A 14,389-nucleotide genomic window follows, 5' to 3' on the forward strand; every position below is an offset into this window, starting at 1 on the left:
TAGTGGAAAAGAGCTCATAGTATGTACAAAATCGTCTTAATGCGTCATGGCGAAAGCCAGTGGAATCTTGAAAACCGTTTTACCGGCTGGACCGATGTTGACCTGACCGATTTGGGTCGTCAGCAGGCATGGCAAGCCGGTGAACTGCTGAAGCAGGAAGGGTTTTCATTTGATGTGGCTTATGCTTCCGTCTTGAAACGGGCCATTCGTACTTTGTGGATTGCTCTGGACGCCATGGACGCCATGCATACCCCGATTCACCTGAACTGGCGCCTGAATGAGCGTCATTACGGTAACCTGCAGGGTCTGAATAAAGCGGAAACTGCAGCCAAGTATGGTGATGAGCAGGTTCTTGTCTGGCGTCGTGCCTATGCTATCGCTCCTGAACCTCTGGATCTGGATGATGAGCGTCACCCCCGTTTTGATCCCCGTTATGCGCGCATTCCTGCCCAGGAGCTGCCGGCGACCGAATGCCTGAAAGACACAGTGGCCCGTGTCCTGCCTGTCTGGAATGAATCCATTGCGCCTGCCATCAAGTCTGGCAAGAATGTGCTGATTGCCGCCCATGGCAACAGCTTGCGTGCACTCATCAAGCACCTTGATAGCATTTCCGATGATGATATTGTTAATTTGAATATCCCCACCGGGCAGCCGCTGGTTTATGAGCTTGATGAAAGCCTCAAGCCTATCCGTCATTACTATCTGGGCGATCAGGAAGCGATTGCCGCGGCGGTGGCTGCCGTGGCCGCTCAAGGTAAAGCCCAAAAGGACTAATGTGACCAGGTGGGTAATTTGCATTTCCCTGTTTGTGCTGTTAGGCACCGGGCTGGTCATGGCCCAGACGACCGCTGCATTAAGCGAACAGCAAAAAACGGCAGAAAAGCAGAAAGCCCGCCTGCAAAACCAGATAGAAGAAATCCAGAAAAAAATCAAGGCGCAGGAGTCGGATAAACAAGACGTTACCGATGAGCTGCGCAAATCCGAAACGGAAATTTCCAAAATAAATGCCCGCCTTGATGACCTTCAGGCACAGGGTAAACGCGCCAAAAAAGAATTGGGTGAGCTGCGTAAGCAGCAGGATCGCCAGCAAAAAATCATGGAGCTGCGCCGCGAAGAGTTGGCGGCTCAAATGCGTACACAATATACCAGTGGACTGTCTCCGTGGGCAGCGTTGCTGTCAGGCGAAGATGCCCAGAAAATAGGTCGGGACCTGACTTATCTGGGTTATGTGGCCAAGGCACGGGTTGAGTTGGTTCAGAAACTGGAAACGGAAATTTCCCGACTGGATGAGCTGAAGAAAAAAACGGCAGATCACCAGAAAACCCTGGACCGTCTGGCCGAACAAACGCTGGCAGGTAAAAAAGAACTTGAGACCGAGCAAAAAAAATACGCGGCTGTCTTGAAGAAAATTGAAAAAGATTTAACAGACCGACGCTCACAGGCTGTCAAGCTGGCCCAAGATGAAAAGCGGCTGAACAGCCTGATTGAAGATATTCAGAAAGACATCTCCAGGCAGCTGGAGCAGGCCCGACTGGCAAAGATTGCCCAAGAGAAAGCCGAAGCTGAAAAACGCAGGGAAGCATTACGTCAGAAAGAACAGGAGGCGGCTTTGGCCAGAGAGCAGGCAGCCAGGGCAGCCATTGTGGCCAAACAGGCCGAAACGCAAACAGAGTTGGCGTATGTGGTGCTGCAAAGCGCTGTGGTGAATCAGGAAAAGCAAACCCAGGTCTTGACTCAGGCGCAACAGCAGGTGGCCCAGGCACAAGACGAGCAGCAGCGTCAGCAGGCCCGGCAGCAGGTGCAAAATGCCTTGCAGCAAACCGAACAGGCTCGCCAGGAACTGGCACTGGCCCGACAACAGGCTGAAAATGCTGAAATTGAACGGGCCAAGGCACGGATTCAAAAAGAAAAAGAGGAGCAGGCGGCCTTGCTGGCTCAAAAGGCCCGTGAAGATGAACGCCGGGCAGCGGCCAATGCCGAATCGGGTGCAACCGGTTTGCAAAAAGGCGCACCCTGGCCGGTGCGTGGTACCCTGCAGGGGCGTTTCGGTACGACCCGGCCCGATACCGGTGGCGTATGGCGGGGTATCCTGATCAGTGCCAATGAAGGCACACCCGTGCGTGCCATTGCGGGTGGGCAGGTGGTGTTTTCATCCTGGGTGCGTGGATTTGGCAATCTGGTCATTGTTGATCACGGCAATAACTATATGAGTGTGTATGGATATAATCAAAGCATCCTGGGCAGTGTGGGTGATAATGTCCGTGCCGGACAAACCATTGCCCGTGTAGGGTCAACCGGTGGTCAGGTTGATCCTGCCCTGTATTTTGAAATTCGTAATGGCTCCACGCCTGTTGATCCATTAACCTGGTTATCAAAATAATAGGGCTGGAACCCATATCACTTACCACTGAAACTTTATTCGATTGTAGGCAGGAGTCTCTTGTGACAAGCAGAAAACGATTGGTCAGTTACATGGTTGCGGCAGGCTTGCTGTTAACAGCCGTCATGCCAGCATGGGCGCAAAAGGTATCGCATGAACTTCCTTATGAGGAATTGCAGCGCTTTGCCCGAGTCTTTGCCGCTATCAAGAATAATTATGTTGAACCGGTTTCAAGCCAGGAGCTGATCGCATCTGCCATTAAGGGGATGGTCAATGATCTTGATCCGCACTCTTCTTTTTTGGATGAGGATGAGTTCGAGGAAATGAAAGAATCCACCGATGGCGAATTTGGCGGGCTGGGTATAGAAATTGGTGCCGAGCAGGGGTTGGTTAAAATTATCGCTCCTATTGAAGACACACCGGCGGCCAAGGCTGGCATTATGCCGGGTGACTTGATCATAAAAATCAATGGGGAAAGCACCGAAGGCATGCCCATGAATGATGTCATCAAGCAATTGCGTGGTGAACCGGGCAGTGAAATTGTCCTGACGGTGAAAAGGTCTTCTTCGGACGAACCGTTGGATATTAAAATTGTTCGTGACATAATCCAGATTCGCAGCGTACGCAGCAAGCGCTTGCCTGATGATATTGGTTATGTGCGAATTTCCCAGTTTCAGGAACGCACCGGGGCCGATTTGGCCCAGCATTTGGCAGACTTGGGTAAAGGCAAGCCCCTGAAAGGGCTGGTGCTTGATTTGCGTAATGACCCGGGCGGTTTGCTCAATGCCGCCATTGGCGTTTCCGCCGCTTTTATCGAGCCCAATAAGCTGGTGGTTTCAACCAAGGCCCGCGAACAGGAAATGCAGCGTTATCTGGCGGTGCCATCCGAATATGCACCTGATGAATCCGATTACCTGAAAAATCTGCCCGACTGGGCGCGCACGGTGCCGTTGGTGGTGCTTATTAATGTGGGTTCGGCTTCTGCTTCGGAGATTGTGGCCGGAGCCTTGCAGGATTATGAGCGTGCCACCATCATGGGTAACCGCAGTTTTGGTAAGGGTTCGGTACAGGTTGTTATGCCATTGGACGACAATACCGGCATTAAATTGACCACTGCCCGTTATTACACACCGCTTGGACGCTCCATACAGGCCACCGGTATCGAACCGGATATTGTTGTTTCCGATACCAAAACGGGTGACCTGTTCAGTTTTCCACGGGAAGCGGATTTAAGTGATCACCTGAATAATGACCAGGCGCCTGAAGCCAGCGGGAAGGGTACGGTCAAGACAGACAAGGCGGCTAAAATGCTTAAAGAACCTGAGGAAATGTTTGAGTTTGGCTCCAGTGACGATTTTCAGTTGCAGCAGGCCATTAATCATTTAACCGGAAGAAAGGTTGATCAGGGGGTTATCACCAAAGAAAAGCCCAACGGCCTGACTAAAGAAGAAATGGAAGCGGTCAAACCATCAGACAGTAATGATGCCAGTGGCGGTGAGTCTGGTGATAAAAGTGCTGCAAAGCAGAAAAAATAATGGATGATTCTCAGTTATTGCGTTATGCCCGGCATCTGATGCTGGATGAAATAGGCATTGAAGGCCAGCAGAACATTATGTCCTCCAGGGTGTTGGTGGTGGGCGTGGGTGGTCTGGGTTGTCCGGCGGCCGCTTACCTGGCTGCGGCAGGGGTTGGGCAGCTGGTGCTGGTCGATGATGATCAGGTGGAGTTAAGCAATTTGCAGCGACAAATCCTGCACACGACCGGGCGGATCGGTCTGCCCAAGGTGGAGTCGGCACGGCAGGCTTTGCATGCCCTGAATGCAGAGCCGCTTATCGAGTGCCATGCCCGCCGTCTTGACGGGCCGGGTTTGATGGAGCTGGTTAAAGATGCCGATGTGGTGCTTGACTGCACGGACAATTTTACGACCCGGCATCATATCAACCGGGCTTGTGTGGCCCTGAAAAAGCCGCTGGTATCGGGGGCGGCCATTCGTTTTGACGGGCAAGTGGCGGTTTATGACCTGCGTCATGACGACGCCACCTGTTATGCCTGCCTGTTTGATCCTTCAGATAATCTGGCGCCTGATAATTGCGCCACGCTGGGGGTGTTTGCACCGCTGGTGGGTATTATTGGCAGCATGCAGGCGGCAGAAGCGCTTAAGTTGCTGGTGGGCATGCCCGCTGGCCTTGAAGGGCGTTTGCTACAGCTTGATGTGCGGACCATGCAATGGCATGCAATGCAGGTACAGAAAAACCCGCATTGCCAGGTGTGTGCTTCAGTACATGCCTGATTAAGCCTGTACCGGCTCAATCAGGCACGTGTTCAGTGCGGGTGGATTCAGGGCAAGACTAAAGCAGCGTAGTTCATCACGCCTGAATACATGGATAAGGACTTTTTGCCCTGGCTGGTAGCGTTTCAGCAAGGTTTCCAGATTGTCGCTGTCCACTTTGATGCCATCAATGGCCACCAGGGTGTCTCCCGCGCTGAGCCCGGCCTTGTGGGCCGCACCATGCTCAATCACGCTGCCAATCTGGCAGACATTTCCGGTCACCTTGGTGCGTATATCCAATGATGGGGTTTGATTGCTGCTCTTCCAGCTCAAGGTCAGATTCTGGCCGGCCAGCAGTTCTTTTAATGGAATATCTTCCGTGCCGTATGCGTAGCGCGTAATGTAGTCGCTGGCATCAACCCCGGTTGCGCTTTTGATGACTGTAGCCATCTCGTCTTCTTTTAGACCCTCGGCTGGTTTGTTGAAAAAGTCGCGACCGTAGCGTTGCCATAGCAGACGCATGACGTCATCCAGTGATTTCTCATTGCGGGTGGCGTTGCGGATAGTCAGGTCAAGGCCCAAGGCAACCAGTGAGCCTTTGGTGTAGTAGCTGACGATGGCATTCGGGGCATTTTCATCCTGCTTGTAAAACCTGGTCCAGGCATCAAATGAGCTTTGTGCCACACTTTGCTTGAAACGTCCTGGCAAGGCATGGACGTTGGCAATGGTTTTGGCCAGTAGGCCCAGGTATTGTTCCTGTGTGATCAGGCCGGCCCTGAACAGGCTCAGGTCGTCATAGTAAGACGTGAAGCCTTCAAACACCCAGAGCAGGTCGGTGTGGTTTTCAGTATAAAGGTTATAGGGCGCAAATGCTTTAGGCTTAATACGTTTTACGTTCCAGGTATGAAAGTATTCATGACTGACCAGTCCCAGGAAGTTACGGTATTGTTCGCTTTGTTCGGGATTGCCAAGGGTGGGCAGGTCATTGCGTGATGCCATCAGGGCGGTCGAGGAACGATGCTCAAGACCACCGTAATCTTTGCCGGTCACCATGGTCATGAATACATAGCGATCGGAGGAGTCCAGGAATGGGGCCTTGTGTGTTTCGGGTTCGAAAAACTTGATTTGGTATTCGCAAATGCGGGCGGTATCGGCCGCAATGCGGGCCAGATCCAGGTTGGGAATCTGGCCGGTAAACACCATTTCATGTGTGGCGCCACACGCCTTGAAGGAAACCACCTGAGGTGTGCCCATTTCAACCGGGTGGTCTATCAAGGCATCATAGTTGGGTGCCAGGTACATGCCAAAGCCATGACGTTTGGCGCAGCCAGTGTGTTTTTTTGCCTCGGGCAGGCTGGTGTACACTTTCCAGCCGTTAATCGAGTCGGGTGCCTTGATATTTAACAGGCAGGGCCGCTCTTCCTGTTCATGCACTTGCAGGAAAACACTGGTGCCATTGAAGAAGCCATGCGTTTCATCAAGGTGTGCGCTGCGCACCGATAAATCCCAGGCGTAAACGGTATAGGAAACATGCAATGGTCCCTGGCAAGCCTCTATTTGCCAGTGGTTGTTGTCGATTTTTTCAACCGACAGTTTCTTTTCACCACAACGGGCTTCAATGCTTTCAATGTTGCGGGCAAAATCCCTGATCAGATAACTGCCGGGAATCCAGGCGGGCAGGGAGACTTTTTGGCCGTTGGGGGAGGGGGCGGGAATGTCGATATTGACAAAAAAACGATGGCCGGCCGGATCGTGGGGGGTAATGGTATAAATAATTTCGTTCATCGGGATTTTTTCTATTTGTATGTATTCAGACAGAGTAACTATAACAAACTGGCTACAATACCTCAGGAAAAACAGATGATTGACAACTTACAGGAGGGTAGTATGTCAGAGCAGTTGGTATTGACCAAAATTGAGGGTGGTGTGGGTGTATTAACCTTAAACCGTCCCAAGGTGTTGAATGCGCTTAGCAACGAAGTCATGGAAGCGCTCAGTGAAGCCTTGCTGGCACTGGAAAGTAATGATGACGTGGGTGCCATTGTACTTACCGGCAATGAAAAGGCGTTTGCGGCTGGTGCTGATATTTCAGCCATGAAAGATTGGTCTTATATGGACGTGTATAAAAGCAATTATATTGGCGGTCCATGGGAAACCATGAAAAATGCCATTCGCAAGCCTGTGATTGCCGCTGTTTCCGGTTATGCGTTGGGCGGTGGCTGTGAATTGGCCATGATGTGTGATTTCATTATTGCGGCCGAGAATGCCAAGTTCGGCCAGCCCGAAATCAAGCTGGGTACCATTCCGGGTTTGGGGGGTACGCAACGGCTGACGAGGGCTATCGGAAAATCAAAAGCCATGGATATGGTTCTAACAGGTAGAATGATGGACGCAAAAGAAGCGGAAAGTGCCGGTCTGGTTGCCCGCATCCTGCCTCTGGAAAACTTTCTTGAGGAAGTGATCAAGGTGGCCCAGGGTATTGCCGAGTTGTCCACGCCTGTGGTCATGATGGCAAAGCAATGCGTGAATACCGCACTGGAAACCACCCTTGAACAGGGGCTGCAATATGAAAGGCGTGTATTTCATGCAACATTTGCAATAGAGGACCAGAAAGAGGGTATGAACGCATTTGTAGAAAAACGTCAGGCAAATTTCAGGAATATGTAATTAAACAGCCTCTTGGGTTTGCTTATGTTGGAAAAAATAAGTTATACTCTTAAGGCTTGACATATTGCGAAACCTTGTTATGACCATACCGCATGATAAGTACGCGTATTCGGCTAACGCCGAGCACAACGTACTTAAGCTGAGCCAGGCTGAAAAAGCCAGACTTAACGCAAGTTCTGCCAAAGGGCTTGTGAATATAGTGTTGGCACAGTTTTTTTTGCTGGCCATAGTGGTGGTGTTGTGCTGGGTGGTGTCTGGTGTGGCTGCCGCAATGTCGGCGTTGGCAGGTGGCATGGCTTACCTGGTGCCAACAGCACTTTTCGTGCTGCATATGTTGTTAAAGCTTTATAGTGGTTCAAATGCAAGCGTGCTAACGTTTTTCTGGGGTGAAGCATTCAAACTCGGGGGCACGGTGGGCCTGCTTGCGTTAATTGTTAAATTATCCGGAACCTCGCTGGTTTGGCCAGCATTGCTGATTGGCCTGGTTGCGGTGTTAAAGGGATATGTATTGTTATTGGCTTTCAGGAAGCTTTAATAGCAATCATTGGGAAAGAGTGTAATGCAGCCTTGTTGGCTGCCAAATCGTGGAGTACGAATCAAATGGCTGCACCTGCAGATGTCTCGCCTCAGTCATATTATGTTCAGCATCACCTTGTCCATTTCAACAACCTTGGAGAAGGACAGGCAAACATTGTAGACTTCGGTGTTATCAACTATGACTCCATCTTCTGGTCTGTTGCAATGGGTTTGCTGGTAGTCGGTTTTCTGTGGAAAGCCGCGCGTCACGCCACCTCTGGTGTACCTGGGCGTTTTCAGGCTGGTGTTGAAATGATTGTTGACATGGTCAATGATCAGGCAAAAAGCATTATTCATAATTCTGAATCACGCAAGTATGTTGCGCCATTGGCGTTAACCATATTTTTGTGGATCACGCTCATGAACGTTCTTGACTTGGTCCCCGTTGATATGCTTCCTTCGCTGTTTGGCTGGCTTGGTCTTGCCGGCGATGGCCATGCGCACGGTCCCCTGTACTATCATCGTATTCTTCCTACTGCCGACCTGAACGTGCCTATGGGTATGTCTCTGGGTGTTTTGTTGCTGTCCATTTACTACGGCTTCAAAATCAAAAACCCCGGTGGTTTCTTGAAAGATCTGTTCACAGCTCCTTTCCATTCAAGTGGTATTGGTGCAATTATTCTGGCCCCTGCCAACTTCGCATTGAACGTTATCGAGTATGCTGCCAAAACAGTATCTCTGGCCATGCGGCTGTTTGGTAATATGTTTGCCGGTGAACTCGTATTTATGTTGATCGCTCTTCTGGGCGGTGCATGGACAGGATTCAATGCAATGAGCATTGGGTTGGGGGTCGGCCATGTTCTGGCTGGTTCCATCTGGGCAATTTTCCATATTATGATTATTTTGCTCCAGGCATTCATTTTCATGATGCTGACACTGGTTTATATCGGTCAGGCACATGAAGGGCATTAAGATTTAACGTCCCGGTTTTTCGTGTAATATTCCGGGATGTTTTTTCTTGCAAATTGCATCATTTAATTTTTAATTGGTCTGTTTGCTTTGTTTTTAGTAGTTTTTTTTCCATCTTTAAATTTGTTTTAGGTTCATAACCACAAGGAGTTGTCATGACCACAGCAGCTTTCGTTGCTCTTGCTTGCGCGTTTATCATCGGTTTGGGTGCTATCGGTGCATGTATCGGTATCGCTATCATGGGCGGTAAATATCTTGAGGCATCTGCTCGTCAACCAGAATTGATGAATGCACTGCAAACAAAAATGTTCTTGTTGGCTGGTCTTATCGATGCTGCGTTCCTGATCGGTGTTGGTATCGCTATGTTGTTCGCGTTTGCTAGCCCATTCGGCGCTTAATACAGTAAACGTCTATACCATCTGTTGATGGGGTGTGAACTGGATGGAGATGCGGGCCTTATGATTTATCAATAAGGCCTGCATATGACAGAGTTCAATAAATTTCGGGTTTTGCAATTTCGCAAAGCCTTAACATAGTAGAAGGGAAACGACCGTGAATTTAAACGCGACGCTCTTTTTCCAGACGCTCGTTTTCTTTGTATTGGCATGGTTCACAATGCGGTTTGTGTGGCCTCCTCTTACAAAGGCTATCGATGAACGTCGTCAGAAAATTGCCGATGGTTTAGCTGCTGCCGACAAAGGCAAGGCAGATCTGGCTCAGGCCCAGGCTCGTATCAGCCTGATCGAAGCATCTGCAAAATCAGAGAATCACGCTAAATTGGCAGAGGCGGAAAAACAGGCAGCACTTATTGTAGAAGCTGCTCGTGGTGAAGCCGAGTCTGAACGCGCCCGTATTTTGGCTCAGGCCAAACAGGATGCCGAGCTCGAAGTAGAACGTGCTCGTCAGGGACTGCGTGAAGAAGTGGCCGCTTTGGCTGTTAAAGGTGCAGAGAAGATTCTTCAGCGTGAAGTAAATGAAAAAACGCATGCTGAGTTGTTGAATCAACTTAAAGCACAGCTTTAATTCGGGATTATCATGGCTGAATTATCAACAATTGCCCGCCCATATGCAGAAGCCTTGTTTGCCGCTGCCAAAGATGATCAAGCCGGCTTGGCTGCATGGTCAGAGGCTGTTAGTGAATTGGCACAAATTTCAAGTGTATCGGATGTGCGTGAAGCAATGTCCGATCCCAGATTAAGCAAAGATCAACGTAAAAAGCTGTTCTCAGGGCTGGTCAAGTCTGCACTTTCCAAAGGAATGCAGAACTTTATCGATCTGCTTGTGGACAACGATCGATTATTGCTATTGCCCGAGATCGCAGCGCAATTTGAAGAACTGAAAAATCGCCATGAGGGTTCTGCCAGTGCAGAAATCACAAGTGCTTTTGAATTAAGCGATGCGCAAATTCAGGAATTGCTTACTGGTCTCGAGAAAAAATTTGGCTGCAAGTTAAAGCCGGTTGTTACTGTCGATAAGTCACTTATTGGCGGTGTCCGAGTCACAGTGGGTGATCAGGTATTAGATACTTCCGTGCAAGCCCAGTTGGCTCGCTTGCGCGATACATTGGTCGCTGCATAAGCGCCAGAATAACAGGATTTCAGGAGTCTGAATATGCAACTCAATCCGTCAGAAATCAGCGAATTGCTTAAGAGCCGTATCGAAGGCTTGGGTACTTCTGCTGATGTTCGCACACAAGGTACGGTCGTTTCCGTAACCGACGGTATCACACGTATCCACGGTTTATCCGATGTGATGCAAGGCGAAATGCTTGAATTTCCAAACAACGTTTTTGGTCTCGCTCTCAACCTTGAGCGTGATTCAGTTGGTGCGGTTATTTTAGGTGATTATACAGGTGTGTCCGAAGGTGACCCTGTTAAAACAACCGGTCGCATTCTTGAAGTGCCCGTTGGTCCCGAATTGCGTGGTCGCGTTGTAAATACACTGGGTCAGCCCATCGATGGCAAAGGCCCGATCAATGCCAAAGAAACCGATATTATCGAAAAAGTGGCGCCAGGCGTTATTGCCCGTCAATCTGTTTCCCAGCCATTGCAAACCGGTATCAAGGCGATTGACGCCATGGTACCCGTTGGTCGTGGTCAGCGTGAGCTGATTATTGGTGACCGTCAAACTGGTAAAACCGCTGTTGCTATTGATGCCATCATCAACCAGAAAGGCAAAAACGTTACTTGCGTTTATGTGGCTGTTGGTCAAAAAGCATCCACGATCAATAACGTTGTTCGCAAGCTCGAAGAGCACGGCGCACTGGAATACACAATCGTTGTGGCTGCCGCTGCTTCTGATTCTGCCGCCATGCAGTACCTGGCTCCTTATGCCGGTTGTACCATGGGTGAATATTTCCGCGATCGTGGCGAAGATGCCCTGATCGTTTATGATGACCTGACCAAACAGGCATGGGCATACCGTCAGGTATCCTTGCTGTTGCGTCGTCCACCAGGCCGTGAAGCTTATCCCGGTGACGTTTTCTATCTGCATTCCCGCTTGCTCGAACGTGCGGCCCGTGTGAATGCTGACTATGTTGAAAAATTCACAAAAGGCGAAGTAAAAGGCAAAACAGGTTCCCTGACTGCTCTGCCTATCATTGAAACACAGGCAGGTGACGTTTCCGCTTTCGTTCCAACCAACGTAATTTCCATTACCGACGGTCAGATCTTCCTGGAAACAGACTTGTTTAACGCGGGTATCCGTCCTGCGATTAACGCGGGTATTTCCGTGTCTCGCGTGGGTGGTGCAGCCCAGACCAAAGTAGTCAAAAAACTGTCTGGCGGTATTCGTACCGACCTGGCCCAGTATCGTGAATTGGCTGCTTTCGCCCAGTTTGCATCTGACCTTGACGAAGCCACTCGCCGTCAACTGGAGCGTGGTAAACGCGTGGTTGAGTTGTTGAAACAGCCTCAGTACCAGCCTTTGCAGGTATGGGAACAAGCCGTGTCTCTGTTTGCCGTGAATAATGGCTACCTTGATGACATCGATGTCAGCCAGGTTCTGTCATTTGAAAAAGGTTTGAAAGATGAGTTGAAACACAAGCATACTGCTTTGGTTGATCGCATCGAAGAAACCAAAGAGCTTTCTAAAGATGACGAAGCCACTTTGAAAGAAGCGGTTCTGTCATTCAAGAAGAACGGTACTTACTAAGACCTGGTAGGGTGCACGATCATGATCCTGCACCCTTGTTTTGCAAAACCGTCTAACAGGAAGGCTTATGGCTGGAATTAAGGAAATCCGTACTCAGATCAAGAGTGTGCAAAACACTCGCAAGATCACAAAAGCAATGGAAATGGTCGCTGCTTCCAAAATGCGCAAGGCGCAGGAAAGAATGCGTGCAGGCCGTCCCTATGCTACCAAAGTACGTGAAATTGCTACGCACATGATGCAGACACATCCTGAGTACTCTCATCCTTATCTGGAAGAGCGTAAAGACCTCAAGGCTGTCGGCATTGTAGTGATAAGTACAGATAAAGGTCTGTGTGGGGGCTTGAATACCAACATACAGCGTCTTGTCTTGTCACGTCTTAAAGAATTTGATGCCCAGGGCATTAAGGTTCAGGCTACTGCGATTGGTAACAAGGGCCTGGGCTTTTTGACTCGAATCGGTACAAACCTGGTTTCTCAGGAAGTGCAGTTGGGTGACACCCCAAGTCTCGAGCGTCTGATTGGTGCACTGAAAGTGCAGTTTGATGCTTATATGGATGGCACGATTGATGCTTTGTATGTTGCCACGAACGTTTTCGTCAACACCATGAAGCAGGAACCTTCGTTTATTCGTTTATTGCCGTTGCCTGATGGTCTTGCTGATCCTTTCCAGACTTCCCAGGAAGAAGAGTCTCAGCTTCCCAAGGCATCATATAAGTGGGATTACATTTTCGAACCCGATGCAAAGTCAGTCATTGATGACCTGTTGCATCGCTATGTAGAGTCCGTAGTCTACCAGGCAGTAGCAGAAAATATGGCGTCTGAGCAGTCAGCCCGAATGGTGGCTATGAAAGCTGCGTCAGATAATGCGAAAAAAGTGATTGGTGATTTGCAACTGGTTTATAACAAAACCCGTCAGGCAGCAATTACTAAAGAAATTTCAGAAATCGTGGGGGGAGCTGCAGCCGTTTAAGCCAAGGGCTTGCTGGCTGTCAGTTTCTTTCAATCGTTATTAAGTAAGGAATCGACATGAGTAACGGTACCATCGTTCAGTGCATCGGCGCCGTCGTGGATATACAGTTCCCACGCGACAACATGCCAAAAATTTACGAAGCGCTTGTTTTAGCAGATGATGCAGGCGGTTTCGCTGAAAAAGGGCTTACCCTTGAAGTTCAGCAGCAACTGGGTGACGGCGTTGTCCGTACTATTGCTCTGGGTTCAAGCGATGGTCTTCGTCGCGGTATGGCAGTAAACAGAACCAATGCAGCTATTTCCGTACCAGTTGGTCAAGGGACACTGGGCCGCATTATGGACGTATTGGGTCGTCCAATCGATGAGGCTGGTCCAATCGAGCACGAAGAAAAACGTGCTATTCACCAGGCCGCTCCAAAATTCGACGAATTGTCTCCATCCGTTGAACTGCTGGAAACCGGTATTAAAGTTATTGATCTGGTTTGTCCGTTTGCAAAAGGCGGTAAAGTGGGTCTGTTCGGTGGTGCCGGTGTGGGTAAAACCGTTAACATGATGGAACTCATTAACAACATCGCTAAACAGCACTCTGGTTTGTCTGTTTTTGCCGGTGTGGGTGAGCGTACTCGTGAAGGTAATGACTTCTACCACGAAATGGAAGAGTCCAACGTTCTTGACAAGGTTGCCATGGTGTTCGGTCAGATGAACGAACCCCCAGGAAACCGTTTGCGCGTTGCCTTGACCGGTCTGACAATGGCTGAGAAATTCCGTGACGAAGGCCGTGATATCCTGTTCTTCGTTGATAACATTTACCGTTACACGCTGGCCGGTACCGAAGTATCCGCGCTGCTGGGACGTATGCCTTCAGCGGTGGGTTATCAGCCTACACTGGCTGAGGAAATGGGTGTTTTGCAAGAGCGTATTACCTCTACCAAAACAGGTTCCATTACATCTATCCAGGCCGTTTACGTTCCTGCCGATGACTTGACCGACCCTTCGCCTGCAACGACCTTCCAGCACTTGGACTCTACCGTTGTGTTGTCTCGTGACATCGCTTCACTGGGTATTTACCCTGCGGTTGACCCACTGGATTCCACCAGTCGTCAGCTGGACCCACAAGTTGTTGGTACCGAGCATTACGAAGTGGCCCGTGCTGTTCAGCAAACCCTGCAGCGTTATAAAGAGTTGCGTGATATTATCGCGATTCTGGGTATGGACGAGTTGTCTCCTGAAGATAAACAGGCCGTTGCACGTGCCCGTAAAATTCAGCGCTTCCTGTCCCAGCCTTTCCACGTTGCTGAAGTGTTTACCGGTTCTCCTGGTAAATATGTTCCATTGTCAGAAACCATCCGTGGTTTTAAAATGATCGTGGAAGGTGAATGCGATGCGTTGCCCGAACAGGCGTTCTATATGGTTGGTTCAATCGACGAAGCGTTTGAAAAAGCCAAAACCTTATAATTAAGGAATAG

Annotated in this window: 14 protein-coding genes; 13 read left to right on the top strand and 1 reads right to left on the bottom strand. The window is 49.7% G+C overall.

The window, feature by feature from the left end; all coding sequences use genetic code 11:
• Positions 1–21 precede the first annotated feature (21 nt).
• The 4 genes from gpmA (at position 22) to HCX92_RS03295 (ending at position 4,670) form a co-directional block, all read left to right on the top strand.
• A complete protein-coding gene (gene gpmA / locus HCX92_RS03280) occupies positions 22–774 on the top strand; it encodes a 2,3-diphosphoglycerate-dependent phosphoglycerate mutase (protein WP_169293488.1) in 753 nt (250 codons plus the stop codon).
• A gap of 1 nt (position 775) precedes the next feature.
• The gene (locus HCX92_RS03285; protein WP_169293489.1) at positions 776–2,380 is read left to right on the top strand and encodes a peptidoglycan DD-metalloendopeptidase family protein; all 1,605 of its coding nucleotides are present in this window, start codon (positions 776–778) and stop codon (positions 2,378–2,380) included.
• Between the two features lie 62 nt (positions 2,381–2,442).
• Positions 2,443–3,915 (top strand): S41 family peptidase, encoded by a 1,473-nt coding sequence (locus HCX92_RS03290; protein WP_371808382.1) that lies wholly within the window; start codon positions 2,443–2,445, stop codon positions 3,913–3,915.
• A complete protein-coding gene (locus HCX92_RS03295) occupies positions 3,915–4,670 on the top strand; it encodes a molybdopterin-synthase adenylyltransferase MoeB (RefSeq protein WP_169293490.1) in 756 nt (251 codons plus the stop codon). The genes HCX92_RS03290 and HCX92_RS03295 overlap by 1 nt, the downstream gene beginning before the upstream one ends.
• Here the strand turns inward: HCX92_RS03295 and HCX92_RS03300 are convergent, their stop codons facing one another.
• Positions 4,671–6,440, bottom strand: coding sequence for a M61 family metallopeptidase (locus tag HCX92_RS03300; protein ID WP_371808386.1), 1,770 nt, complete (start codon positions 6,438–6,440; stop codon positions 4,671–4,673).
• Between the two features lie 96 nt (positions 6,441–6,536).
• Here HCX92_RS03300 and HCX92_RS03305 point away from each other — a divergent pair, with 96 nt between their 5' ends.
• From HCX92_RS03305 to atpD, 9 genes are all read left to right on the top strand, one after another.
• Positions 6,537–7,316 carry an enoyl-CoA hydratase gene (locus HCX92_RS03305; RefSeq protein WP_169293492.1) on the top strand — a complete coding sequence of 260 codons (780 nt, stop codon included), beginning with the start codon at positions 6,537–6,539 and terminating at the stop codon, positions 7,314–7,316.
• Positions 7,317–7,395: 79 nt separating this feature from the next.
• A complete protein-coding gene (locus HCX92_RS03310) occupies positions 7,396–7,851 on the top strand; it encodes an ATP synthase subunit I (protein ID WP_169293493.1) in 456 nt (151 codons plus the stop codon).
• 65 nt (positions 7,852–7,916) lie between these two features.
• Positions 7,917–8,804 (top strand): F0F1 ATP synthase subunit A, encoded by an 888-nt coding sequence (gene atpB, locus HCX92_RS03315; protein WP_169293494.1) that lies wholly within the window; start codon positions 7,917–7,919, stop codon positions 8,802–8,804.
• A gap of 152 nt (positions 8,805–8,956) precedes the next feature.
• A complete protein-coding gene (gene atpE / locus HCX92_RS03320) occupies positions 8,957–9,199 on the top strand; it encodes a F0F1 ATP synthase subunit C (RefSeq protein ID WP_169293495.1) in 243 nt (80 codons plus the stop codon).
• A gap of 154 nt (positions 9,200–9,353) precedes the next feature.
• Positions 9,354–9,824, top strand: a complete 471-nt coding sequence (locus HCX92_RS03325) for a F0F1 ATP synthase subunit B (RefSeq protein WP_169293496.1) — start codon at positions 9,354–9,356, stop codon at positions 9,822–9,824.
• 12 nt (positions 9,825–9,836) lie between these two features.
• Positions 9,837–10,379 carry a F0F1 ATP synthase subunit delta gene (locus HCX92_RS03330; protein WP_169293497.1) on the top strand — a complete coding sequence of 181 codons (543 nt, stop codon included), beginning with the start codon at positions 9,837–9,839 and terminating at the stop codon, positions 10,377–10,379.
• A 33-nt stretch (positions 10,380–10,412) separates the two neighbouring features.
• Complete coding sequence (atpA, locus tag HCX92_RS03335) at positions 10,413–11,954, top strand: F0F1 ATP synthase subunit alpha (protein ID WP_169293498.1); 1,542 nt, start codon at positions 10,413–10,415, stop codon at positions 11,952–11,954.
• Between the two features lie 67 nt (positions 11,955–12,021).
• Positions 12,022–12,924 carry a F0F1 ATP synthase subunit gamma gene (atpG, locus tag HCX92_RS03340; protein ID WP_169293499.1) on the top strand — a complete coding sequence of 301 codons (903 nt, stop codon included), beginning with the start codon at positions 12,022–12,024 and terminating at the stop codon, positions 12,922–12,924.
• Between the two features lie 56 nt (positions 12,925–12,980).
• Complete coding sequence (gene atpD / locus HCX92_RS03345) at positions 12,981–14,378, top strand: F0F1 ATP synthase subunit beta (protein WP_169293500.1); 1,398 nt, start codon at positions 12,981–12,983, stop codon at positions 14,376–14,378.
• Positions 14,379–14,389: the final 11 nt, after the last annotated feature.

This window comes from Advenella sp. EE-W14 (assembly GCF_012923605.1).
Taxonomy (GTDB): Bacteria; Pseudomonadota; Gammaproteobacteria; order Burkholderiales; family Burkholderiaceae_B; genus Advenella; species Advenella alkanexedens.